This is a genomic window from Candidatus Lokiarchaeota archaeon (genome assembly GCA_014730275.1).
Classification (GTDB): domain Archaea; phylum Asgardarchaeota; class Thorarchaeia; order Thorarchaeales; family Thorarchaeaceae; genus WJIL01.
Window position 1 is genome coordinate 20,872 of record WJIL01000068.1, and the last position, 22,863, is coordinate 43,734.

The 22,863-nt window shown below is 44.9% G+C and carries 30 protein-coding genes; 21 read left to right on the plus strand and 9 right to left on the minus strand.

Annotated elements, in window-relative coordinates; genetic code table 11:
* Nucleotides 1-210 precede the first annotated feature (210 nt).
* Nucleotides 211-927 (plus strand): DNA alkylation repair protein, encoded by a 717-nt coding sequence (locus GF309_07140; protein MBD3158549.1) that lies wholly within the window; start codon nt 211-213, stop codon nt 925-927.
* A gap of 170 nt (nt 928-1,097) precedes the next feature.
* Here GF309_07140 and GF309_07145 read toward each other — a convergent pair whose 3' ends face one another.
* From GF309_07145 to GF309_07170, 6 genes are all read right to left on the minus strand, one after another.
* The gene (locus tag GF309_07145) at nt 1,098-2,198 is read right to left on the minus strand and encodes a hypothetical protein (protein MBD3158550.1); all 1,101 of its coding nucleotides are present in this window, start codon (nt 2,196-2,198) and stop codon (nt 1,098-1,100) included.
* Nucleotides 2,198-2,566 (minus strand): PadR family transcriptional regulator, encoded by a 369-nt coding sequence (locus GF309_07150; protein MBD3158551.1) that lies wholly within the window; start codon nt 2,564-2,566, stop codon nt 2,198-2,200. Before GF309_07150 ends, GF309_07145 begins: the two co-directional genes overlap by 1 nt.
* 240 nt (nt 2,567-2,806) lie before the next feature.
* On the minus strand, nt 2,807-4,984 hold the full coding sequence (locus tag GF309_07155) for a PAS domain S-box protein (GenBank protein MBD3158552.1): 2,178 nt from the start codon (nt 4,982-4,984) through the stop codon (nt 2,807-2,809).
* A gap of 305 nt (nt 4,985-5,289) precedes the next feature.
* Nucleotides 5,290-5,754: a phosphohistidine phosphatase SixA gene (gene sixA, locus GF309_07160; GenBank protein MBD3158553.1), complete on the minus strand. Its 465-nt coding sequence runs from the start codon at nt 5,752-5,754 to the stop codon at nt 5,290-5,292.
* A 130-nt stretch (nt 5,755-5,884) separates the two neighbouring features.
* A complete protein-coding gene (locus GF309_07165) occupies nt 5,885-6,775 on the minus strand; it encodes a hypothetical protein (protein ID MBD3158554.1) in 891 nt (296 codons plus the stop codon).
* A 24-nt stretch (nt 6,776-6,799) separates the two neighbouring features.
* A complete protein-coding gene (locus GF309_07170; protein MBD3158555.1) occupies nt 6,800-7,957 on the minus strand; it encodes a hypothetical protein in 1,158 nt (385 codons plus the stop codon).
* Nucleotides 7,958-8,167: 210 nt separating this feature from the next.
* Here GF309_07170 and GF309_07175 point away from each other — a divergent pair, with 210 nt between their 5' ends.
* Nucleotides 8,168-8,527: a hypothetical protein gene (locus GF309_07175; GenBank protein ID MBD3158556.1), complete on the plus strand. Its 360-nt coding sequence runs from the start codon at nt 8,168-8,170 to the stop codon at nt 8,525-8,527.
* 27 nt (nt 8,528-8,554) lie between these two features.
* Complete coding sequence (locus GF309_07180) at nt 8,555-9,565, plus strand: hypothetical protein (protein ID MBD3158557.1); 1,011 nt, start codon at nt 8,555-8,557, stop codon at nt 9,563-9,565.
* Here GF309_07180 and GF309_07185 read toward each other — a convergent pair.
* From GF309_07185 to GF309_07195, 3 genes are all read right to left on the minus strand, one after another.
* Nucleotides 9,562-9,858: a 4Fe-4S dicluster domain-containing protein gene (locus GF309_07185; protein ID MBD3158558.1), complete on the minus strand. Its 297-nt coding sequence runs from the start codon at nt 9,856-9,858 to the stop codon at nt 9,562-9,564. The two genes, GF309_07180 and GF309_07185, sit on opposite strands and share 4 nt — an antisense overlap.
* 6 nt (nt 9,859-9,864) lie before the next feature.
* On the minus strand, nt 9,865-10,728 hold the full coding sequence (locus GF309_07190; GenBank protein MBD3158559.1) for a 4Fe-4S dicluster domain-containing protein: 864 nt from the start codon (nt 10,726-10,728) through the stop codon (nt 9,865-9,867).
* A gap of 125 nt (nt 10,729-10,853) precedes the next feature.
* Nucleotides 10,854-11,570, minus strand: coding sequence for a 16S rRNA methyltransferase (locus GF309_07195; protein MBD3158560.1), 717 nt, complete (start codon nt 11,568-11,570; stop codon nt 10,854-10,856).
* A 75-nt stretch (nt 11,571-11,645) separates the two neighbouring features.
* On the opposite strand from GF309_07195, the gene GF309_07200 reads away from it, so the two are divergent.
* The 18 genes from GF309_07200 to GF309_07285 all read left to right on the plus strand — a co-directional run bounded on the left by GF309_07200 (nt 11,646) and on the right by GF309_07285 (nt 22,841).
* Nucleotides 11,646-11,969 (plus strand): ribonuclease P, encoded by a 324-nt coding sequence (locus GF309_07200; protein ID MBD3158561.1) that lies wholly within the window; start codon nt 11,646-11,648, stop codon nt 11,967-11,969.
* 24 nt (nt 11,970-11,993) lie between these two features.
* On the plus strand, nt 11,994-12,281 hold the full coding sequence (locus tag GF309_07205) for a hypothetical protein (GenBank protein ID MBD3158562.1): 288 nt from the start codon (nt 11,994-11,996) through the stop codon (nt 12,279-12,281).
* 103 nt (nt 12,282-12,384) lie between these two features.
* Nucleotides 12,385-12,837, plus strand: coding sequence for a 30S ribosomal protein S19e (locus GF309_07210; GenBank protein ID MBD3158563.1), 453 nt, complete (start codon nt 12,385-12,387; stop codon nt 12,835-12,837).
* 24 nt (nt 12,838-12,861) lie between these two features.
* The gene (locus tag GF309_07215; protein MBD3158564.1) at nt 12,862-13,191 is read left to right on the plus strand and encodes a DNA-binding protein; all 330 of its coding nucleotides are present in this window, start codon (nt 12,862-12,864) and stop codon (nt 13,189-13,191) included.
* A gap of 22 nt (nt 13,192-13,213) precedes the next feature.
* Nucleotides 13,214-13,369: a 50S ribosomal protein L39e gene (locus GF309_07220; protein MBD3158565.1), complete on the plus strand. Its 156-nt coding sequence runs from the start codon at nt 13,214-13,216 to the stop codon at nt 13,367-13,369.
* 294 nt (nt 13,370-13,663) lie between these two features.
* Nucleotides 13,664-13,918, plus strand: coding sequence for a 50S ribosomal protein L31e (locus tag GF309_07225; protein MBD3158566.1), 255 nt, complete (start codon nt 13,664-13,666; stop codon nt 13,916-13,918).
* A gap of 6 nt (nt 13,919-13,924) precedes the next feature.
* Nucleotides 13,925-14,590: a translation initiation factor IF-6 gene (locus GF309_07230; GenBank protein MBD3158567.1), complete on the plus strand. Its 666-nt coding sequence runs from the start codon at nt 13,925-13,927 to the stop codon at nt 14,588-14,590.
* Between the two features lie 21 nt (nt 14,591-14,611).
* On the plus strand, nt 14,612-14,857 hold the full coding sequence (locus tag GF309_07235; protein ID MBD3158568.1) for a 50S ribosomal protein L18a: 246 nt from the start codon (nt 14,612-14,614) through the stop codon (nt 14,855-14,857).
* Nucleotides 14,854-15,291 carry a prefoldin subunit alpha gene (gene pfdA / locus GF309_07240; protein ID MBD3158569.1) on the plus strand — a complete coding sequence of 146 codons (438 nt, stop codon included), beginning with the start codon at nt 14,854-14,856 and terminating at the stop codon, nt 15,289-15,291. The genes GF309_07235 and pfdA overlap by 4 nt, the downstream gene beginning before the upstream one ends.
* Entirely contained in the window at nt 15,209-16,201 is a 993-nt protein-coding gene (ftsY, locus tag GF309_07245; GenBank protein ID MBD3158570.1) for a signal recognition particle-docking protein FtsY, read from the plus strand. The genes pfdA and ftsY overlap by 83 nt, the downstream gene beginning before the upstream one ends.
* 136 nt (nt 16,202-16,337) lie before the next feature.
* Entirely contained in the window at nt 16,338-17,267 is a 930-nt protein-coding gene (gene argF / locus GF309_07250) for an ornithine carbamoyltransferase (GenBank protein ID MBD3158571.1), read from the plus strand.
* A gap of 12 nt (nt 17,268-17,279) precedes the next feature.
* Complete coding sequence (locus tag GF309_07255; protein ID MBD3158572.1) at nt 17,280-18,215, plus strand: hypothetical protein; 936 nt, start codon at nt 17,280-17,282, stop codon at nt 18,213-18,215.
* A 101-nt stretch (nt 18,216-18,316) separates the two neighbouring features.
* Nucleotides 18,317-19,450 (plus strand): cell division protein FtsZ, encoded by a 1,134-nt coding sequence (gene ftsZ, locus GF309_07260; protein MBD3158573.1) that lies wholly within the window; start codon nt 18,317-18,319, stop codon nt 19,448-19,450.
* 97 nt (nt 19,451-19,547) lie between these two features.
* On the plus strand, nt 19,548-19,736 hold the full coding sequence (locus GF309_07265) for a protein translocase SEC61 complex subunit gamma (protein MBD3158574.1): 189 nt from the start codon (nt 19,548-19,550) through the stop codon (nt 19,734-19,736).
* A gap of 36 nt (nt 19,737-19,772) precedes the next feature.
* Nucleotides 19,773-20,411 (plus strand): transcription elongation factor Spt5, encoded by a 639-nt coding sequence (locus GF309_07270; protein MBD3158575.1) that lies wholly within the window; start codon nt 19,773-19,775, stop codon nt 20,409-20,411.
* A 234-nt stretch (nt 20,412-20,645) separates the two neighbouring features.
* Nucleotides 20,646-21,152 (plus strand): 50S ribosomal protein L11, encoded by a 507-nt coding sequence (locus GF309_07275; GenBank protein MBD3158576.1) that lies wholly within the window; start codon nt 20,646-20,648, stop codon nt 21,150-21,152.
* 3 nt (nt 21,153-21,155) lie between these two features.
* Entirely contained in the window at nt 21,156-21,812 is a 657-nt protein-coding gene (locus GF309_07280) for a 50S ribosomal protein L1 (protein ID MBD3158577.1), read from the plus strand.
* Nucleotides 21,813-21,824: 12 nt separating this feature from the next.
* Nucleotides 21,825-22,841: a 50S ribosomal protein L10 gene (locus GF309_07285; GenBank protein MBD3158578.1), complete on the plus strand. Its 1,017-nt coding sequence runs from the start codon at nt 21,825-21,827 to the stop codon at nt 22,839-22,841.
* The last annotated feature ends 22 nt before the right edge of the window (nt 22,842-22,863 follow it).

A 22,863-nucleotide genomic window follows, 5' to 3' on the forward strand; every position in this document is an offset into this window, starting at 1 on the left:
AATTAACGTACTAAATTATTCAGATTTAGGAGGTTTAAAAGCTTTCATTTCTTCTTTAAAGATGTATGAAAATTCAAAATGCTTCAAGAAGAGTAATGAGGTTTAATGGGAGAGAGCTATCAGTCAGAAGTAAGTATTGAAGGGAAAAAGGAAGGAATTGATTGAGTAACCCGTCAAAAGATGTAAAACATTAGAGATGAGCAAAATCTCATGATCAAAGGAGAAAACATCGTTGAAAGCATTAATTCAGAACTAGATAAAGCGGTGTATGGCAATAATACAGATGCCCAAGCAGAAATGTGGAAATATGCGAACATAAGTACACCAACAGTAAGAATTGTTGGAAAGAAAATCCTGAAGAAATTGGAGGGATATGGTTTTGATGATATGGATTCGCTACTGGAGATATGTGACGAACTCCTAGCTACCAAGGCTTGGCCACATAGAATCATAGCCTTTCAATGGAGCTTTAAATTCAGAAAAGATTTCGAACCAAGGCATTTTCCTATCTTTGAAAGGTGGGTGAAAAAACATGTTACAGGATGGGGAAGCTGTGATGATCTCTGCACCCATACAGTGGGCTACTTCATCCTTGAGTATCCACAATTCATACCAAAGGTAAAACAATGGGTCAATTCTGATAACCCATTTGTCCGACGGGCAGCAGCTGTTTCATTCATTTACGCACTTCGAAAGGGAAAGCTGTTTGAACATGTGTTTGATGTTGCGGATGCATTGTTGAACGATGAGGATAAGTATGTGCTAAAGGGGTACGGTTGGATGCTAAAAGTGTCTTCCAAGCATTACCAAGACGAGATTTTCGAGTACGTGATGGAGAATAAGGCGAGAATGCCGAGGCTTTCGCTGAGATACGCAATTGAGAAGATGCCAGAATCATTGAGGAAAAAGGCAATGGCGTCTCCATAGGTTATCACGGCTTCCGTTTCATAATTCTGTATGCTGAGTGTCGGGTATTAGAACACGTGTTCTAAACCAATGGCTATTGCAATTCAGTCCACAAATCCGTAAACTGCCGAAGTGGGGAAATTCCACAGCTAGAAAAAAAAGAGGGAGGAAATCCCCTCTGTCTGAAAATACTATTGTTCGTCACTACTATTCGGTTCAGTTCCTCGGTCTTCCTCTGTTTGTGAGCCATTCCGCAGAGAAGACAACCACGAGGGTAGTGCGGGCCTCTTTTCGGTCCACCACCACCCCTTTCCTGCCTCACGATACATGGGAATCTTCATCACAGAGATGAGTACTTCCCACATGTTGGCTATCACAATCACGAAGACTATGAAGATCCAGAAGATGTTGGATACCAACAAGAGATCGAACTCATTTCCCATCAACAAATCAAGCTCCTCGACACTCATCAGAATCCACTGATTGAGCTCACTGTCAAAGGCGTATACTTGTTCCACTGGCCATGGTACATTAATCAGGAATAGAGCCAAGAGTACCCAGCTCAAAGCAACGAGGGCTTGAACAGCGAGGTTGACGTTGTTTTCACCATACAGGAAGAACAAGAGCCCTTTGAACGCATCAAGGAGAACCAAAACGATTCCTGCGTAGAGAAAAACAAGGAAGCTCTCCGCGAAGATGAGCTGAATCGCAGGATGGAGTAGGACTATAGTAAACACTACCCCCATAACAGCTTCACCAGCTGATTCCCAACGGCTCTTAGGTTTGAAAACACCAGCTCCAATACCAAATGCCTTTTCCAAGAATGTCTTCTCGGTTGGCATCCTACCTCTATCAAGCAAGGAAAGGCCCCCGATGATAGCAAAAGCATAGATAAGGGATATGACAATCATAAGCGCTACATTGTATGGGAAAACCATGACATTTCCCAGCCCCGGTACTGCAAATCCTACGATATAGCTAGCCACTGCAAAAGCGGCACCCAGCGCAATAAGAGCCAATGCTATCCGTAACAGCGGGGGAACGTATTCCTTGGGTATGGGCCCTGCTTTTTTTCCGGTTCCAGCATATGCATTGGCAGCATCCTTTGGCTCACCAAAGCGTTCAATGGCAAGCATGGCAGATCCATGTGTTAGTTTGCCATCGCCAAGACGCTCAGCTTCCTCCATCAGATGCGTCCTCATTTCCTTTAGCGTGTCCTCGCTGCCAACGGGCAGATAAACACGAACTCGTTCCAAATACTTCTCAATCAATTCTATTGGTGTATCACCCATCAAAATTCAACTCCTTTCATCAGTGTACTCATTTCTTGGGAAAGAATAGCCCAAGTCTCCATCATCATTTCAAGGGCCTTCTGCCCTGCGGCAGTAAGCCCATAATACTTCTTCGGCTTAGAAGGTTGATCGTAGTTCCATTCACTCTCAAGCAGTCCTCGCTTCTCAAGCCTTCGAAGCAATGGGTAGACCGTACCTTGCTCCAACTGGAGGAAGGAAACCCGGTCACTGAGCTGTCGAACAATCTCATACCCATATGCCTCTTGCTCCTCGAGGACAGCCAGAATTGCAAGTGAGGCTGCGCCTCGCTTGACTTCCTTGGACCAGCGCTCAAACTCATCCAAGACCTTCTTCGGCGGCTTACTCATTGGAAACCACCTTTTGTTCCAGTCCGATATAATACATCATTATGTTTCGCCATTCACTATGCGTTATATAGTACATGGCGATATACACATATAAATATTGCTAGGTGTGCAAATATCCTCCAAGAATCGAGAAAAAAACAACGTAAGTATTGCAAAGAATAGAAAATAAGTTCCGTAAAGCACAGGATTCGTCTCAGGCGCTAGAAGTTACAACGCAGTTTGGGGAATGTTCACATAATCTTACGGTACAGGTATTTTGATTTCGAAAGTTGTGGGATCCGTACTGGTTAAATCAATACTCCAGCCATGAGCGTGTATAATTCTTTTGACAATACGAAGCCCAAAACCATGCTTTTTTGTTCCCAGCCAATTGGCATCCCTAAAGACTTCATCTTTCAAGTCTTCCGGGAAAGGTTCTCCATCATTTGAGATTTCAATGGTTATCGTGCTTCCGTTCTCATAACCTACAACCTCAATATGCTTGGCATTCCCATGTTTCAAAGCGTTGTCCATTATGTTTTGAAAGACCTGAGTCAGTTTAGTGGCATCCCCTGATACTACTGGCAGATTCTTGGATGTAAAACCAACAGAGGGGGGTAATTGTGAACCCGCCACAGCAGTAATGACACTGCTCAGGTCAACTGGTTCGGAATCCTTTATGATAACACCCGAATCTGCCAATTCTACTGAGTGAACGGTGAGCTTGTTCAATTCAGCAACAAGCTCTTTGATTTTCGTTGCATATTCGCCATTTCCATATTGTTCCCACAATTCAACATTGGCTGCTATTTTATGGAGATAGTTTTTGATATCATGGCTCATATGATGTGCGAAACGACTCAGTTCCTCTCTCTGCCGCTGGATGCGCTCAGTAGCATCTTTTTCTTCAGTGATATCAATCATGACAGCTTCAACAAATCCTTCATCATGATATGCACGGAAGAAAAAACGCCCCCAGAACTGTGAACCATCTTCTCGTGCCACGGGTAGGTCCACGACTGTCCTTTCTTTGGTTTCTAGAAGAGCAAGGACTCTTTTGCGATCCTCAGGATTAGCGTAAAATGCGTTCGTTGTAGTTTGATTTGCGAGGACTTCTTCACGATTAATATAGCCAATCATTCTTGCGGCTCGTTCATTACACTCAAGAATTCTTCCTGTCCCCAATTCGGATCGGAATAGTCCAACAAGTGCATTGTTGTAAAGACGTTGATATCTTGTCCTGCTCCGTTCAAGGGCCTTCTCAAATCGTACAAGGTCGGTGATATCAATGATTTGATTGAGATAACCCTTGATTTCATCCCGGGAGTGTTTCTTCAGGGGTGTCGCTATGGCTTCCAAATGGATTGTGCCTGTCTTACTGGTTTTAGATAAATTGGGCTCGTCGGTTATGTCGAAATCGAAGCTCGTAGAAAACCTGACTGTATCTCCTTGTTTCAACGCTTGTTTGGCTCGCTCAGGTGTATTCTCATCTTCGAAGATGTTGAAATCGAGTAGTATGTCAAATGAATCTAGTCCAAACAAATCCAGGGTGGCTTGATTGGCACGGACAAGTTTCCCAGACGCATCGAAGATTTCAATGGCTATCGGTGAGCTGTCAAAAATTCCTCTGAATAGGGCTTCGCTTTCACGAAGAGCCTGTTCAGCACGCTTTCGCTCATCTATGTCCTCAACGAAACCAATATCGTACTTGAATTCGCCATGCTCATCATAGACAAGAGATACTGTCAAGCGTCCCCAGAAGATACTTCCATCTTTCTTGATGAAACGTTTCTTCATTTGGTAAGAGTTTTTGTTGTTCTCAATGGCCTTCTCAGCTAGCTTCTTGTCTTTCTCCCAATCATCAGGATGGGAGAAATCTATGACATTGAGCTCCAGAAGCTCATCCAATTCGTACCCAAGCATATCAGCCAATGCCCTGTTTGCTTGCAACATGTTGTCATTTTTGTCAACTACTGTCATGCCAATGGCACATTGCTCAAAGACTGTCCTGAACCGCTCTTCACTGGCATCAAGGTCCGCCTCAAGCTGCCTCTTGGCGGCCAGCTTTCGGATATGATGGGCAACTTCAGTATATACACCCTTAATTTTCACAGGATCTTTTCGTATGTAGTGATCAGCACCAAGATTCAGTGCCTTAACTACTGTTTCCTCCCTGCCGCAGCCTGTAAGGATAATGATTGGAGTTTCGATTCCTCTTGCTCTTGCTTCACCGAGAAAATCAAGTCCAGAATCCGCTTTCGGTCCAAGGTCAACTCCGCTAACTACAACATCGATGTCCTTCTCTGCTAAGATTTCCAATGCTTCTTGAGAAGAAGCAGATAATGTGAACTGAAAATCCGGGTTATCCCGTTCAAGGAGCTCCTTTGCTAGTAATTGAGTCTCGTGGTCGTCGCTCAGAAGAAGCACATCTATGCTCATTATTCAGTTTCCACCAACAACTGCCGCAGGTCTGGTATTACTGACGATAATGGTACGAATATTATTGTTATTCAGCTCTAGTACCAAAGAAATAGTAACATGAAACAAAAAATTCACTCTTGAATCGTAAGAATCTCCACCACAATCCACTTATGCAATAAGGATTTCTTCTGGAATATCGTGTAGGTTATGGCGTGCTAATCGAACGTTTTTCTTGGGATGGTGCGATTCGGATTCGTACTCGGGGCGACGCGACTTGTTCGGTAGATTACTGGAACTAATAGAATCAGTCATCTCTTACTGTTTTAGGGAACCATCTCCGGAGTAATTACGAAACGAATTGACCAAGCTCCATCCTCCTCTTCCAAACAATTGATTCCAGCGTTTCGTACTGACAGAATTTGCTCATCCTCATCACCGGTTACCAAGAAACTGGCCAGGCGACTCATATATGGCAAGTGACCAACAAGCATTAGAACGCGATCAGTTTCATCTATGTGTTCACCCCATTTATGTGGATCATCAAGCGGACGTAGTCCCTCAGCCTGTTCAACACCCCCAGAAGGTGTTAGTTCATCTGCTAAGACCTCAGCTGTCTGTTTTGCTCTCGTTTTCCCGCTGTGGAGAATCTGGTCAACTGAAATGTTCAACTGCTGCGCTGCATACTTAGCCATTCGAAAAATGTTATGCCGGCCTTCTTTCGAAAGCGGACGATCTTCATCCTCGTCCTCGGATAGTGCTTCTGCATGTTGAACTAGGTAGACCCTCATTTTCTATACACCATTCTTAGATAAAGGACCGCGACGAATTTGTAGTTGGTCATTTCCGAAATAGAGATGGATGAGAGGGCTGCAACACAGCAAGATTTGAGGCTACTGAAAGGTTTCAAACCCGTGATGACTAGGTTGGATGAGTAAACAGCCATTCTAAGAGGCCAGTACCTTCTTCGTTAGTTTCTGTGTTCCTGTGAAGTGCCATATTTTCAAATAGTTCAGTCCGCCCCTTACCAAAATCTCTTTCAAAGCGAATGAAGCTATTCTGTGAAAGAGTACGGGATTCAATTTCATAGGTGCTACCATCAGACCCATGCACTATCGTAACCGCTCCAAACGGTATTTCCTCCATATCCTCGAGATATTCTGTTTCAAGCTCGATTTCTTCGATGGGAACATGACCATCCTTATTCGAAATTGCCCCGGATGGGAAAAACTCTCCGTCAACGAAATCCCTCCTAAGGCCAATAGAGAAGTCCTTGAATTGGGCATGAAATGCATACCAAGCATCAATATGCCAATTACGATAACCCCAGCTTTTGTCGCGCTCACCATAGCCTTCGAAGTTCATTTCACGCCCATCGGGTAGATGGATATGTCCACGTACTATTCCGGACTGTTCAAAGTGACCTTCCCACGAGGTCCCACTTCCCTTACCAAAATCATAGCAAGAGAAGCGCCCTTCCCAGGAGAGTTCAACAGAAATGCCCCCTCGTTTGTATGACAGAATCCATTCTTTCAGTGGATTAACAAGTTCATACGACAACACCGAATCGCCAATATCATCAAGCTCGTTTACAATCTCTCCATCGGGTTCCAAAAAGTACACTTCTCGTTTGTCATCATAGAAAAGAACAAACACAAGCTCTCGTTTCTGTTGATTCGGAAGAAGACCAATTGTAGTGAACCCTGATACTTCCAATTCGGGGTCCACCCAGTTGAAGTAGTAACTTTCTCGCCAATCTCTTCGCTCACCAGGTTCATGCAGAAATTCATCATCTTTAGTAATTGACGTCATATCATTAGCACTCCGTCTCAAACATCATTCAGGGAGGAGGTAGAGTGTAGGATCTTCCTCCATTTCTTCATCGAACCTGCCAAATCGTATGAAGGCAGGATCGGCATCATTTTCCATAAAGAAGGGGATGTATTTCTCTTGGACTTCTTCGGATATGGTCCATTCAAATTCGTCCGTAATTCCCACAGCATCAGTGTACCTCGCCAGACCTCTCCAATATGCCATAGCACCAGCAAGCATAAGCTCCTGCTTATCCCACTGAGCAAATTTCATGTATAGTTCTGCTTGTGCAGCATCAGCAGCTTCAGCATACTCAGATAGGTCGCCTATATCTAGTAGAACTATCTTACCATTCTCCCGGGTATAAGTGGTTATGCCAGTTACAAGGCCGGAATAGTTGCTTGGTTCAATCGTCATTGTACCGACATCGTTGAAGGTTGCATCTACGTCTTCGAGAGTCATTGCAACTCCAAGAGATGAAGTGGGAAGCTCAGTCTCTGTATCAGACCAAGGCAGCCAAGGCCTTCCTTTGCCATCATGAAGGCGGGTGTATTCTGATACGACAAGGACCTCATGATCATTGACAGGATAGGGGCCATGATCGATAATCTTTGCCCTGGCATCGCATTCATCTATGAACGCATACAAATCCACAGAGCCAAGAGCTCTTCGCACAGATTTTGTTTGTTGTTCATTGGTCGATTGTCGGTTCTTCAGCAACCAATCAATTGTGTCTTGTTCGAATGCAAGATTACGATAGCCAGACTTTGCGACTGTAGGCTCTTCAGTATTGAAATGACTGGTAGCAAGGCGATACCAAATATCTAGCATCCATTTCCATTGATTCCTTTTCTCCTCTGGTTCTTGCAATGGATTACTATCATATTCATTGAAAATCATGCCCATTCGACCGAGAGACCAGTACAGCCAGCAGTAGGTAATACTGAGAGCGTGAATATCTGAAAGGAGTTTCTTGCTTCTACTTGCGAGCTCTTCTGGAGAGACTTCAGAAAACACGCGTTTCATGAGATCATACTGATTATAGTAGCAATGATAACAAGAGAGACTGATATATTCAGATATGGGGAAGAGTTTCGATTCTAACAGGCCGCGTTCGGCTAAAACATCACCGAAGACCTTGGAGATGTGTCGAATTAGGGAATTCGTCTTTTGGAGATTCACGGTCTTTCACCTAAGAGCTGAAGTCCTACGTAGGATTTAGAAGCGCTCGCTCCCAGCTATTAAAGATTACACGGAATGTTCTGCACTAGTTCGTCAAGATTCTATTATGTCACATAGTCTTAGTGTTTGAGCGAGTCTGCTCAGAATTTGAGTCATCACTCTTTTTAGTGAATAATAACCGAAAATCGGGAAGCCGATACTCAGGATGGAGTGCTAGCAGTGAAGAAAATCGGAACAGGTCAGATATCACTTGACGTTCGAGCCGAAGGCGAAATCAGGTACATCACGTCTGTGCAAGAAGTTGTTGAGCTTTGGAAAGAAGGAGCAGAAGGGAAAATCGCTCTTGTGGATGATGCAGGAACTACGACACTATCACCTGTCCTTTCAAAACTTGCTGGCGTTGTGTGTACATCAGGTGGGCTTGGCTCTCATCTCGCTATAGTGACAAGGGAATTTGATATACCAGCATTGATGGGGTTAGAACTAGAAAATCCAGAGTTGTTGGACAAATCGCGCGTTGCAATTGAGCCAGATGGTGGTACATCAGGTACATTGATTTCATTGGAATGAGGGCTGGGTTGTATATCATTACCATACATGAAAGAGTTGCAGAACACAATGGGAAACTTGGATAGAGTAAGAGAATCTGGCATTGTTCCAATCAGCGGAATTCCCCAATCCGAAAGCGAAAGATATGGTGGGAAAGCCGCAAATCTTGCTCGTCTTCAGAGAATGGGCATAAATGTACCAGAGGGTTTCTCAGTTCCGAGTAGTGTATTCACTGATGTGGTCATATCGAATCTTGAAGCTCAAAACCTAATCAGAACCATAAGCGATTCTAATGACATTGATGCAATCCTCACGTATACTGCTAATTTGCGGAGAATTATAGAGAATATTGAGATCCCAGAGGGGGCACGCTCAGAGATTCTGGGAGCATATAGGAAGCTGAGGGAGAAATCTAACTTAGAAGAGCCAAAATTTGCCATTCGTTCTTCCGCTACCGTCGAAGACAGGGATGATTTTTCTTTCGCGGGGCAAGCACGGAGTTTTCTCTGTGTCTCAAAAGAGGAGGATATTCTTGAGTGCATCAAAGGAGTTTGGGCATCAGCGTTCACACCAGAAGCCGTTTTCTATTTGCGTGATAATAATGTGTCTCTATCAAAAGCAAGAATGGCTACGGTAGTTCAGGAAGTAATTCCAGCAGAAGTATCAGGGGTGATGTTTACGGTGAATGTAATTTCGAAGAATACTGAGCAACTTCTACTGAACGCTACATGGGGGCTTGGTGAAACGCTGGTTTCAGGGAAGGTAGTCCCCGATACGTACGTGGTTGGAAAAAAGAATCTAAATCTAGTGGAGCAAAGAATGGGGTCCAAAAAGAGAATGTGTATTCCCGAAGGGTCCGAAAATGGTGAGTATACCAAGATTGTTGAAACACCACAATCAAAGAGAGATAGATATTCACTGTCCCACAGGGAAATCAAGAATATTTCTCAAATCGGGCTTCAAATCGAACGGTATTTCGAATCAGCTCAGGACATAGAGTGGTGTCTCATCGATGGCGATATAGCCATCGTTCAAAGCCGGCCGATAACCACAATCTAATACTCTTGTGTCATCATGTGAAGTGATTCGCCGGGCTTGACTGTAATCGCATTCTCGGGGCAAACTTCAACACATTTCATACAACCCATACACAGTGAAGGCCAGACAGGGGTAATCTTCCACCGCTCCGGATTATAGGGATCGGGGTGGTCTTCAAGTGTGGGATGCATCAGGAATACTGCAGGATCGCATATTTGGAGGCACTTCTTACATTCCCGCGGGTCAACATTCACACCCTCTTCGTAGCCACATTTGCTGTAGTCTATTGTGATTTCTGTCCTTGCCATATTCATTCCTCCTTAGTAGTTACCTGCCTGACCAGGAACCTCTTCCCGAGGAACCAGTTTGAGCGCATCGAAGTTACAGGCGTGTCTACATACTCCGCAACCAAAGCATTTGTCCAAATCGACAATGACTCGATCTATGGAAGGTAAGTATCGAAGAGCGTTGAACTGACACATCTTGACGCATTCACCGCATCCCTCACACAAGTCAGGATCAATACTGATGACATACTCAGCTTTGTAGACCGTCTTGAGCCCGAAGTCATTTCGGAGACGCAAGCCACCACATTCAGGGCTTTCACAAGAACAAATTGCATTGATATACGGTACTGGCTGGAACCAAACTGATGCCACGTATCCCTTTTTGTTGTGCTCTTCAAGAGCTTCGATGGCTTCTTCACGATCCAACTGCCATTTCTCATCAACCGGGATATATCGTTCCAATTTCGGAATAATCTCACTCAAGGAACCGAAATTGATGCATACAGAATCTTTTACCCCTCGCTGCATGTACCTACAAAGACAGTAGTTCTTGATAATGGTCGGAGCAGCCAAGTTTCCAAGAATATGCTGTGCGTCTTCCATGGGAATGACCTGTCCGAAGTGCCCATCTCCACGAATCGGGTTTCGGCTGTGTGATTCATTGTGAATCTGTCGTTCAGCTGCAGCCCGTACAATACGGCCTATTATGGGCATCTGCATTTTGTATCCGAGTCCTACAGAGTTGAAACCCATAATCTTGCGAATGAATAATTGTTCCATGTATTTCCATTGTTCTTCGAGATACGGCTTCATTTGTTCGCCCAGTTTCTCAGAGTAGTTAGCGGCGTTCAGGTACCACTTTTTTCCCGCGCCGTGTTTGAAGCACCATTGGCACACTGTGGTTCAAATCTCCTTAGTAGAAGTAGTAGGCCTAGAAGGGGGATATAAGCATCCCGAGTATGTAGTGAATTTCTTCGACAAAATGCGAAGTTCTACTGGAGACTATCAGAAAGGGCAAGGATTCAGAGGGGAGTGGATCCGAAGCGACGATCTGCAACTGCGACGTGTTCGCTGTACAACCAAAGCATCATTGAAGAGACATGCCATGCCATCATGACGTCCATATCCAATCGAACTACTTCATCGAATAATTCTACTGTTTCTCTAGCCAAATCCCCGTGTGGGAATGCTCCCACACCGAATATTACAGATTTGGATGAATCTTCTGGAATCATGGCCTTCAGTCGGCGGGGGGTAATCTTCGTTCCCTCTTCCTCAGCCAGAATCGACATAGAGGAATCACCCTTCAAATCAGCGAGAAGTCCTTCAAGATCCAATTGTGTTATCCTCAACAATGGATCGCCCCGTGGAGGGACTTGTCCTTCGACCAGTAGCTGCTCCATCAACCCAATGAATCGGTCGTAGTTACGCGGAAGGCGAACCTCTGGGTTTACCTCTATAATCCGTCCATCCTGTAGATGGATATATACTGAGAGAAGTCCTTCCTTGCACAACGGGGTCTCAAGTACTGAAATAAGGGTGAGGAAGGTGATATCTGGACGACCCCGCTTCTCATGATTTGGCAATCGAGTCATAACCCGGCCATGATAACTCTGATCTAGCAAAACCTCGTCCGGTTTTTTTCCTCTCTTTCCAGCATAGCTTTGAACATCCTTTAGTGCAGTAAGCCGACCCGGTACAAGTTCAATTGCACTCTCCAACAGTATCAGGTGAAGCATCGTTACTCGATGTTGTGTACATTAGGAATGTTTTAAGCGATAGCAAAGACAACTCCTCCGTGGAGTAAACTCTTGATGGGAAGACGAATATCTAGGGGTCAACTGAGAAGGCTTGCGGAGAGCAGAATCCAAATTCTTTGGAAACAAGCCAAGGATGTAGCTAAAGAGAACCCAGACTTGGCAAGAGATTATGTTAGCACTGCCAAAAAAATCGCCCAAAAGGCGCGAATAAGTCTTCCACAAAGAATCACCAGACGTATCTGTAAGGAATGTAATTCGGTGCTTGTGCCAGGTAGAACTGTACGGTTCCGCGTCAGAAACAATCGCAGTACGCATCTGACAGTAACCTGTTTACATTGTGGGGCTGTTAGGCGTCTTCCTGTCACAAACCAAACTTAATCAGGACGCAGGCACGCAGGTTATATGATGGTAATGACGCACCAGAAGGAACCAGATGAATATTCCATAGGTCTTGCATGGCAAGAACCTGCCCTCCTTCAAATAGGAAAATCAGGACTGTCAGAAGGAGTAGTAAAGGAAGCAAAAAGGCTACTGAAGAGCCATGAGTATGTCAAGCTACGATTGCTTCGAAGTGCACGCGCACAAGCTGACTCTCAAAAAGAAATACTCAAGAGCCTATGCGAAGAAACTGGTGCTACCCTCATAGGTACCAGAGGGCATACGGGCCTGATTTACAAGAGTCGAAAGTAAAAGCTTTTATTTGCACTCTAAAGTTGCGATTTCAGGCTTTTGAGTTAGCCCATCGGCCCAGTTAGGATGCGGTGCCCCTCAAACAAAATGGAGAGAAACAAAATTGCCTACAGTCTACGATATTCCCGCAAATATCCTCATAGAGAGACTCTCGGAGGAACTCAAATCAAGAGACGAAATTGGACCTCCAGAGTGGTCGTACTATGTCAAGACGGGGGTACATAAAGAGAGATCTCCCGATGACCCAGATTGGTGGTACACACGCTGTGCGGCCGTACTACGAAAAGTCTACCTAGACGGACCTATAGGCACTGAAAAACTTAGAATCCATTTTGGTGGAAAAAGGAGAAACGGAAGCAGACCTAACAAATTCAGTAAAGGTAGTGGTTCAATCATCAGGAACGTACTTCAACAGCTTGAGAAAGCTGATTTGGTTGAAAAAGAGAAAGGAGAAGGAAGGGTCGTAACCAGCATGGGTCACTCGTACTTAGATCGGCTTTCGGCGGTTATAAAGAAAGAATTGGAGAAAGCCATTCCTGAACTAGAGAACTATTAATCCTTGTATTGGTGTTGATAAACAATGAGTGATGATGAGCTTGAGGAAATTAGGCAGAAGAAGCTCGAAGCTCTAAAGGAGCAGGCTTCGCAAGAACAGGTACGCGAAGAACAAATGGCTGAGGCTGAAGCGAAGAAACAGGCAATCCTTCGGCAAATCCTTACTCCAAAAGCCAGACAACGGCTCTCCAATATCAAACTGGTTAAACCTCAATTCGCTGAGCAAATCGAGCTTCAGTTGATTCAAATTGCGAGCTCAGGTAGGCTTAGAGGGAGAGTAGACGACGAAAAACTCAAATCGCTTCTGAAGCAGCTCCAAGGCAAAGGAAGAGAGAGAAAAATCAAATTCAGATGAATGTAAAATCAAGGTGTTTCAAATGGCAAGAAACAAACCACTCGGAAAGAAACTGAGAATGGCAAAGGCAATGAAGTCCAATAGCTCGGTTCCTACATGGGTAATCCTCAAGACTGACGGAAAGGTACGAAGAACGCCCTCTCAAAGGAACTGGCGACGGACTAAACTGAAACCGTAACAGGGGATGTAGATATTGAGTCCACCGGAAGAAGCTTCAGGAGATGAATCTCCAGCAGAAGAAGAATTAGAAATCGAGGAAACAGAAGAACTCGAAGACGAAGAGCTGGAAGATTTCGAAGACCTAGATTTGGAAGATGAAGATCTCGAAGATTTGGGCCTAGAAGACGAAGAAATGGGCGATCTCGATGAGATTGAAGGGTTAGAAGATATTGAAGCCCCAGTTGAAGAAATCGAGGGCGAGATAGAAGAAGAACTCGAACCAACGGAAGAAGTGCTTCCGGAAGAAGAGATTATCGATGAGCGAATTTACACTGTTCCCCTCCGGAAAGTGTACTGGACTGGTAGTAAACGCAAGAGAGCAAATAGAGCGGTTAAGGAAGTCAAGCAGTTTGTAGACCGACATATGAAACCTGACTTTCTGCTCATTGAACAAGAGGTAAACCAGAAGATTTGGTCTCGTGGAATCGAGAAACCACCTAGGAAACTCAGGATAAGAGCAACAAAAAATGCAGAGAATCTTGTTAGAGTATATCTTGCAGAGGGGTAAACCAAAATGATCGCCCGGCTTAATTTTGAGGGCGATCCTAACGTAGGCGCATTCGCACTGACAACGGATAGGATGGTTTTCACATCACCGAATATGTCACCCAAATCATTGGATGCCATTGAACGTATCTTCAATTTGCCTTTGATTCAATCAACTGTTTCCACAACTGATGCTGTGGGTTTCTTTACAGCTGCGAATTCATCTGGTATCCTATTACCATATACTATTACAGATGAAGAACTGGAGACGATTAAGGACTCTACAGATCTCCCTGTGGAGTGGATTGATAGCAAAATGACAGCCCTAGGTAATATCATTCTCTGTAATGACAAAGGTGCAATTTGTCATCCAGGCTTTGATGATTCAGCAAGACAAACCATGGAAGATATACTGGATGTGGAAGTAGTTCCAAGTGAGATTGCTAACCTTCCAATTGTCGGAGCTACTACAGTTGCAACAAATGTAGGAGCAGTAACTCATCCTTTGGCCACTGAAGAAGAGGTTCAGCAAATATCCGAGATATTAAAAGTGCAATGTGAAGTGGCGACAGTAAACAGAGGAAGCCCTTACACAAGTCTAGGTGTTTTGGCAAACTCGGACAGCATGATTACAGGCTCCGATACAACAGGTGTCGAGCTAGCGCATCTAAGTCAGGTATTAGGTTTCGTGTAAGCATAAAACAAGGTGATTTTAGTGAGTCCAAAAGTTTGGCGCATAAAAGGAAAGTACAACAAGAAAGGTAGGACATTTCGCTTTGAGAAAGAAATGATAGCACCAAAGCCGTCTCATGTTGAGGAGAAGCTTCTCTCCGAATTAGGTAGTCGGCACAGAGTAAAAAGAAGGAGTATCGATATTTCTGAAATCGAAGAAGTCGAACCAGAGGAAGTCACTGATTTGGAAATTAGAAGGATACTGGGCGTAGAGAGTGAATTCGAATGAGTCAACAGGATAAGCAGGAACAACTTCAGCAATTATATGTGCAACAGCAGATGGCCGAGTCCAATGCCAACGCACTCCAAGAGCGTATCGAGTTGCTTCAGGCATATATGCAAGATTACAGATCAGGCCTTGAGGTTCTCAAAAAGATAGAAGATAAGGATGCAGGCGAAGATATGCTGATGAATATCGGAGGCAATATTTTCGTTCGAGCTCGGTTATTGGATGCTGAAACGGTTATCCGTGAGGTTGGTAGCGGTGTTCGAATAGAGCAGGACGCTCAAGAAGCAAAAGCATCCGTTGAGGATTCATTGTCTCAGCTGCAGGAGCGGTCTGGTTCCCTATCCGCTCAATATGAGCAGCTGGTCACTCAAGCCCAAGCACTTAACGCCCAAATCAGACAAATGGTTGCTCAAATGCAGCAACTGGGGGAATAGATGTTTGTTTGACAAGCTCCGCAGCGCAATTGATACTGCAGTTACCAAGGCTACTACGAAAGAGCTAGATGAAGAGAACCTTTCTGACGCTGTGTGGGAGTTGCAGTTAGTACTCATACAGAATGATGTTGCTGTGGAGGTTGCTGAACGCATTTGTGAATTAACAAAAAAAGAATTACTGGGAAAAAGAACTGGCAGACTCGAGAACCTCACGAAACTGTTCCAGGAAGCAGTCTATGATTCGGTGCTCGAAGTACTCGAACCTGAAGAGCAACTTGATGTTTTGGAAGTCGTCAAGAAGCGAAAAGAAGAGGGAAAAAGTACAACGATTCTTTTCGTCGGTGTCAATGGTACAGGCAAAACAACCACCCTTGCGAAGATGGGGCATTTCTTGAAAGAACGGGGTTTTTCCATTGTGATTGCAGCTGCCGATACATTTCGAGCCGGCAGTATAGAGCAGCTCCAAAGACATGCTGACCGGCTGGGAGTAAGAGTCATTAAGCAGGATTATGGAAGTGATGCTGCAGCAATTGCGTATGATGCTGTTGCACACGCTAAGGCAAAAGGTCTAGATGTAGTGCTTGTTGATACGGCTGGCCGAATGCAGAGTAACAAGAACCTGCTTGAAGAGATGAAGAAAATAGCCAGAGTCTCGGAACCAGACTTGAAACTTTTTGTCGGTGACGCTCTGGCAGGAAACGATGCAGCATCGCAAGCAAAGAAGTTCCACGAAGCAATCGGAATAGATGGTGCAATTCTAACTAAAATCGACGCAGACCCATCGGGTGGGGCTGCATTATCAATTACATATGTTACTGGAAGACCGATTGTTTACGTCGGCGTTGGTCAAGAATACGAAGATTTGAGAAGATTCAATCCGGAATGGTTTGCAGAGAGACTTGTTGGCTAGAACCGGATATGGACTCGTTGTTAAGGCAACCTAATTTCCCGCTTGGTACGAACAATGTCACTGAAATTGACGATGTGAACATGTTTATTACTTTCTTGAAAGTTCATCCTGATTAGACGAAATTACTTCCGAGGTAATAACCGTGAGTCTGAAAGGTAGGCACTTCGTTGATCTCTACGATTGGCAGAGAGACGAATTAAGAAAGATACTAGACAAGAGCTATGAGCTTAAAGAGAAGCTCAAGAATGGAGAGCCCCACCGTGTGTTAGAGAACAAATCTCTAGCAATGATTTTCATGAAGTCAAGCACACGAACTAGAACTTCATTTGAAGTAGGTATGACCCAGCTTGGTGGCCACGCATTGTACCTAGGCAAGAGTGGAACACAGCTGGCACGTGGAGAAACAATCGGTGATACGGCAAAGGTCCTAAGCAGATACTGTGATGGGATCATGGCACGTGTATATGCGCACAGTGACATTACTGGACTTGCTGAGCATGCCACCGTTCCCGTAATTAATGGTCTCACTGATTTCCTTCACCCATGTCAAATAGCCGCAGATTTGTTCACAATAGAAGAGAACAAAGATGATCTGGAAGGGCTGAAAATTACGTATGTCGGTGATTCGAACAACGTCAGCAACTCCATCATGCAAGGCGGCACCATCATGGGAATGGACGTCACAATTGGCTCTCCCAAGGGCCACACACCAGAAGAAGAAATAATGGGCAGAGCTGAGGAGCTCAGTGAGAAACATGGTACAGATCTTCAGATTGTCAATGATCCTGTCGAAGCAGTCAAGGACACGGATGTCATCTATACTGACACGTTCTTCAGTATGGGAGAAGAAAGAAGCAAGGAAGAGACTGACAGGCTGATGCCGTACCAAGTTAACAAGGAACTGGTGAGTCATGCTAAACCAGACGTGATAGTCATGCATTGCTTGCCAGCTCATCGCGAAGAAGAAATCACAAGCGAGGTAATGGACGGACCCCATTCAGTTGTTTTCGACCAAGCTGAGAACAGAATGCACGTTCAGAAAGCGATTCTTGCATTGTTGATGTAAGAGGCTGATTGTTTGGGCGTAGAAGTTGTAGCATGCGGCAAAATCAATATCGACATCTTGATGGATGTTGATGAGATTCCGAAAGGATTTCAACACATCATGGCAAATTCCAGCAGTATATCTGTTGGGGGATCAGCTGCAAACTTCGCAGTGCATTCCGCACGTCTTGGAGTGAAAACCAAACTGGTTGCTTGCGTTGGAGATGACTTCTACGGCCGAGACGCAACCAAGAGAATCTCTGAGAAGGGGGTTGATACTAGCATGGTTCAAACCATAGCAGATCAACCCACCGGCCTCTTTTTTCTTGTAAAAAAGGGCGAACAACCAAGCTTCATCATTGCTGAAACAGGAGCCAATGAGCAACTTGAAGAAGTCACCCTCCGAAGGAAGAAAGTTGCAACCGCAAGGACAATTCACATTGCCGGTGGTTTTCCAAAGACTATATCGGAGGCTGCAAGAATAACAACCTCAGAAGGAATTGTACTCTCCCTAGATCCAGGTCGTAAAGCTGAGAATGTTGACTTCTCGACTATTCTGCGCCATGTAGATCTTCTTTTCCTAAACGAGGAAGAACTTCGCAGTTACTTCAGCATGGAACCGACAGAAAAAAATCTGAAGGAACTTGGTAAAAAGTTGCCGGGTATTGTTGTCGTCAAACGGGGAGGAAAAGGCACTATGGCAACAAACGGATTCGAGTTCTATGAATCTAAAGCATTCGAAGTAGCAGTAGCAGATACCCTTGGTGCGGGTGATGCCTTTGCAGCAGGATTCATCACGGCATGGACCAGATCTGAAGATATAGAGCTAGCATTGCATATGGGTAATGCAGTTGCTGCGTTAACAATTGGAGAGGTAGGAGCACAAAACGGACCAACTCTGAAACAAACGCATGAGCTTCTCTCTCAATATGGAGTCAATACAGACCCTATTCTTAGAACGTTTAGGTAACGCCTTGACGAAATTACCCGCAGGGGTATATTACCCCGAGAATATTCTGGTTTTTGTTTCAATGTCATCTGGATAATCATAGTCCGAAATAGGTGACAGTGATGCATCCGCTTGTTGAAGGAGTTCTAAATGAAACGCCGAGTAGTGAAGACCCAAGAAGAGCGAGGGCAAAGAGGACACATACTCGATCTTCTACTAGTGATGATGAGCTTGCAGATTTACTTGAGACAGCCAGCGCAAGAATACTCGTAGTTGGTGTAGGAGGCGCAGGCAACAATGCAGTCACTAGATTGATGGAGGTAGGAGTAGAAGGGGCAGAAACTATGGCGGTCAATACTGACGCCCAAGACCTCTACTTCTCTAATTCGCATCACAAGCTTCTCCTAGGTAAGGAAACATGTGGAGGACTAGGTGCAGGAAATGATCCCGATTTAGGTGAAGCTGCCGCTGTTGAAACGTATGATGTTATAGAAGAAGTTGTTGGCGGAGATCTCGTTTTCATCACAGCGGGAATGGGCGGAGGAACGGGAACGGGCGCGGCCCCCCATATTGCAAAGGCAGCAAAGGAAAACGGTGCACTAACTGTCGCCATTGTATGTCTTCCCTTTGAAGTGGAAGGACGAACTCGGAAGAAGAATGCTCAGCGCGGACTTAATGGATTGATGGAACATGTCGATACCCTGATAGCGATACCAAACGAGAAGCTATTGGAAATCGCACCGGATTTGTCATTGCCTGAAGCATTCATGGTCGCTGACGAGATACTTGTTAGGGCGGTAAAAGGAATAGCTGAACTGATATCTCGACCGGGACTTGTCAACCTTGATTTCGCGGATGTTCGTACAACTATGAAGAATGGAGGGGTCTCTATTATCGCTTTAGGAGAGGGGGAAGGAGAGGACAGAGCTGAAGAAGCAGTCTTCAATGCCCTGCGCAACCCCTTGATTGATGTATCAATAGAAAATGCCAGGAATATACTCATCAATGTAAGTGGTAGCACCGACCTCCAGCTACAAGAAGCGAAACATGTTGTGGAACTGATTACAGAGCAGGTCAATCCAGACGCTGAGGTTATCTATGGAGCGCTTATTCAACCCGAGTTGGAGAACAAACTCCGAGTCACGGTAATAGCTTCGGGGGTTAAATCACCCTGGATTATCAATTCACGCTCTGAACCGGTAACACCGCTTGCTGAAGATCTGAAGGACGAGCTCGACCTTCCCAAAGTCGAGTGAATCATAGACCGTTGCTCAGAAAGCATTAAAAGAGAACCTTGAGTGGCAACGATGGATGTCACCGACCGAGAAGCATTTGCTAACAACGACGTGAATTATGATGGGTATAGCAGATTTCATTCGTGAAGCGAGACGGATCCTGAAGCTAGCTACAAAACCATCCAAAGATGAGATTTGGTTGAGTGCAAGAATCAGTCTCCTAGCCATGGTTCTTGTGGGCATATTAGCATTCATAATCCAAACTCTGATGGCAATCATAACTCAAAACTGGCAACAATCTGGCTAATCGGTATCACGTCATATATCTCTGGAGGTCTTGTATATGCAATCCACGGGCAACATTTATGCAGTACGAACTACAATTGGACAGGAAAAGAGCGTTGGAGATTTAATTAGAACAGCCGTGACCAGTGCAAATGATATCTGGGTATGTCCATTTTGTGAAAAGGAGTTTGACTTCAAGGATGATGCTCAGGAGCATATAAAGGAATGCCAGATGGCCGAAGGGGAAGATTCTCCTGAACGTGTATCGGAAAACAAGCTATTAGGACGGGTTAAAGCAGTTCTTGTGCCCGGTACTCTGAGAGGGTATATATTCCTTGAAACCATGGAATTTAGAGATGTGGAATTGGCAATCCAAGGAATTCCCCATGTACGAGGGCGTGTTGGGGGAAAGGTGACACTTGAAGAAATTGACAAGTTTCTTGTACCTCCACCCGCCGCTGAGGGTATTTCAGTTGGCGATCTCGTTGAGATTATTTCTGGAGCATTCAAGGGTGAACGGGCTAAGGTAGTCAGAGTCGAATCAGCAAAAGGAGAATTGATCTTAGAACTGCTTGACAGTCCTCATACGATTCCAATAAGAGTACATGCAGATTTTGCCAAGCTTGTTGAAAAAGCTGAACCAGAAGAGGATGAAGAAGAGGAAGGAGAGGAAGAAAGCGGGTTCTGGGCGAAGTAGATTGAAGCAAGTATACAACAACTAGTCCACAACGCTTAAAAACTGAATTCAAGGCAACCTCCTTGTAACTCCTTAATCTGACATGAACGCATAGACGTCATGTCTGGGGTGATGAAAAGTGACAACCGATGCAGTAGACTTTGCCAAATGTGAATCTAATTTTCAATGGCAGGTCGAGCGATTTCTCAGACAGCTATGTCTGATGTTACAACTGCATAAGGAGTCTTGTTTGAAATGAGTGAAGCGAACAAAATAACTGTAGATGCCATGGTGGAAGGCGGAAAAGCCTCTGGTGGGCCTCCAATAGGTCCTGCTCTAGGTCCAACGGGTGTCAATATCTACCAAGTAGTACAGAAGATTAACGAAGTGACCCAACCGTACGAAGGACTGAAGGTACCTGTTACCATCATTGTGGATCCATCTTCCAAGGAATTTGAAGTCGATGTAGGAACCCCTCCAACAAGTGCGCTCATACTCAAAGAAGTAGGAGCGCCACAAGGTTCTGGCGAACCAAACCTGTCTAAAGTTGGAGACATAAGTATTGAACAGCTGAAGAAAGTTGCAAAGGGTAAAGCAAACGACTTGACTGCCCTAGATATGAAAGCTGCTGTTCTAACTGTAGCCGGTACTTGTGTATCGATGGGTGTTACGATTGAGGGAAAAGAGCCCAAGGTGTTCCAGAAAGAAGTAGCCAACGGTGAGTGGGATGATGAGCTTGATGAGCCGTTCAGGGAGGGATAAAGGGTGGCTTACGAATTCCCGGACATAAAAGAGGCAGTATCCGAGGCCAGAAAGAAAGGAGTGGCCCGAGATATCAATTTCGAACAGAGCTTCGATACCGCTGTTAACTTCCGGACAAAAGAAATTGACATGTCAGATCCGGAAAACCGATTTAACGAAGAGCTGATTCTACCGAATGATTTGTATCCACCATCCAAAGTAGCTGCTTTTGGGGATGGAGAATTCGCTGAAAATGCAAAGGCTGCAGGCGTATCTAGAGTCATCTCCAAAGACGAGATAGCAGAAATAGGGGAGGACAAAAGCAAGCAGAAAGCAGTGGTGAAAGAATTTGATTTCTTTATTGCTGCCCGAGACGCCATGCCCCTTGTTGGAAGATATTTGGGACAGCTACTAGGTCCACGTGGGAAGATGCCCAAGCCGTACCCACCTGAAGCTGATCTTGGTGGTGTTGTCGAACAGTATCAAAGAACCGTAAGAATCAGAATGAGAAATACCCCAACCTTCCATGTCAAGGTCGGCCATGAGCGAATGGGTGACGAGCAGATTGCCGAAAACACGGATGCCGTAATCGATTTCGTGAGAGACAAGGGGTTGGCACGGAGAATAGATAGCGTTTATGTGAAAACAACAATGGGCCCAGCAATTGAGGTACCACGGTAAGAGGTGAGATGAGTGACTGTATATGAACACGATGTTCCACAATGGAAGAAAGACACCGTAAAGAAGCTAAGTGACATGATCGAAGACAGTGAGATGGTTGGTCTTGTAAATGTTGAAGGCGTTGGTGCCAAACAAATGCATGGTATTCGAGAGAGCCTCAGAGGCTCAGCGGTTATCAAAATGGCACGAAATACCCTCATGAAAAGGGCCATCGACAAGGTGGATAAAGAGGGTATCCAGAAACTGGAGAATCATGTAAAAGGACCAGTCGCTTTCGTCTTTAGTGACCAAAACCCGTTCAATCTTAGTCAGTTCCTAAGAGAGAACAAAGCTGCAGCACCGGCAAAGGGTGGGCAGGTTACACCAAAAGATATCATTGTACCATCAATGAATACAGGTGTTGCACCAGGCCCCTTCATCAGTGAGTTAGCAGCCCTTGATATTCCCTCACGTGTGAAAGGCGGTGTTATTCATATCACCGAAGAAACCGTTGCAGTTGAGGCAGGTGAAATTGTCTCCAATGCCATGGCACAGATGCTTGGAAGACTGGGCATAGAACCCATGGAACTTCAGCTGAAACTCATTGCTGCATATGCTGACGGCACGCTTCTGACAGAGAACGTACTTGAAACTGATCTTCAGGATATATTCAAGGAAGTCATTATTGGTCACCAATTCGCAGTTAATCTGTCAATTAATGCAGGTTATCCAACGGCTGATACCATTCCGATGGTTATAGCCAAGGCGGATAGAGAAGCCAAGAGCCTAGCTCTGAGCACCGGTTTCGTGGTGCCAGATATGATAGGCGAGTTCCTTGCGAAAGCCAATGCAGAATCACTAGCACTAGCAAAGCAATTAGCTAACGAGAACCCAGACGCAATACCCTCAGAAATCATTGATGAGATCAGTTCTGTCCCAGCTGCATCTCCAGCACAGCAACCTCAGGAAGAAGAGGTTGCTGAGAGCGAAGACGAAGAGGAGGACGAAGAAGTAGAGGCAACCGAAGGCCTAGGATCAATGTTCGGATGATAGCATAACTTAGAGAGGTATC

What these genes read in the sequence shown, in the direction of transcription:
- GF309_07140 (MBD3158549.1), top strand. Translation starts at nt 211, where the DNA reads ATGATCAAAGGAGAAAACATCGTTGAAAGCATTAATTCAGAACTAGAT.
- GF309_07145 (MBD3158550.1), bottom strand. Translation starts at nt 2,198, where the DNA reads ATGGGTGATACACCAATAGAATTGATTGAGAAGTATTTGGAACGAGTT.
- GF309_07150 (MBD3158551.1), bottom strand. Translation starts at nt 2,566, where the DNA reads ATGAGTAAGCCGCCGAAGAAGGTCTTGGATGAGTTTGAGCGCTGGTCC.
- GF309_07155 (MBD3158552.1), bottom strand. Translation starts at nt 4,984, where the DNA reads ATGAGCATAGATGTGCTTCTTCTGAGCGACGACCACGAGACTCAATTA.
- sixA (MBD3158553.1), bottom strand. Translation starts at nt 5,754, where the DNA reads ATGAGGGTCTACCTAGTTCAACATGCAGAAGCACTATCCGAGGACGAG.
- GF309_07165 (MBD3158554.1), bottom strand. Translation starts at nt 6,775, where the DNA reads ATGACGTCAATTACTAAAGATGATGAATTTCTGCATGAACCTGGTGAG.
- GF309_07180 (MBD3158557.1), top strand. Translation starts at nt 8,555, where the DNA reads ATGAAAGAGTTGCAGAACACAATGGGAAACTTGGATAGAGTAAGAGAA.
- GF309_07185 (MBD3158558.1), bottom strand. Translation starts at nt 9,858, where the DNA reads ATGAATATGGCAAGGACAGAAATCACAATAGACTACAGCAAATGTGGC.
- GF309_07195 (MBD3158560.1), bottom strand. Translation starts at nt 11,570, where the DNA reads ATGCTTCACCTGATACTGTTGGAGAGTGCAATTGAACTTGTACCGGGT.
- GF309_07200 (MBD3158561.1), top strand. Translation starts at nt 11,646, where the DNA reads ATGGGAAGACGAATATCTAGGGGTCAACTGAGAAGGCTTGCGGAGAGC.
- GF309_07205 (MBD3158562.1), top strand. Translation starts at nt 11,994, where the DNA reads ATGATGGTAATGACGCACCAGAAGGAACCAGATGAATATTCCATAGGT.
- GF309_07215 (MBD3158564.1), top strand. Translation starts at nt 12,862, where the DNA reads ATGAGTGATGATGAGCTTGAGGAAATTAGGCAGAAGAAGCTCGAAGCT.
- GF309_07220 (MBD3158565.1), top strand. Translation starts at nt 13,214, where the DNA reads ATGGCAAGAAACAAACCACTCGGAAAGAAACTGAGAATGGCAAAGGCA.
- GF309_07230 (MBD3158567.1), top strand. Translation starts at nt 13,925, where the DNA reads ATGATCGCCCGGCTTAATTTTGAGGGCGATCCTAACGTAGGCGCATTC.
- pfdA (MBD3158569.1), top strand. Translation starts at nt 14,854, where the DNA reads ATGAGTCAACAGGATAAGCAGGAACAACTTCAGCAATTATATGTGCAA.
- ftsY (MBD3158570.1), top strand. Translation starts at nt 15,209, where the DNA reads ATGAGCAGCTGGTCACTCAAGCCCAAGCACTTAACGCCCAAATCAGAC.
- ftsZ (MBD3158573.1), top strand. Translation starts at nt 18,317, where the DNA reads ATGCATCCGCTTGTTGAAGGAGTTCTAAATGAAACGCCGAGTAGTGAA.
- GF309_07265 (MBD3158574.1), top strand. Translation starts at nt 19,548, where the DNA reads ATGATGGGTATAGCAGATTTCATTCGTGAAGCGAGACGGATCCTGAAG.
- GF309_07270 (MBD3158575.1), top strand. Translation starts at nt 19,773, where the DNA reads ATGCAATCCACGGGCAACATTTATGCAGTACGAACTACAATTGGACAG.
- GF309_07275 (MBD3158576.1), top strand. Translation starts at nt 20,646, where the DNA reads ATGAGTGAAGCGAACAAAATAACTGTAGATGCCATGGTGGAAGGCGGA.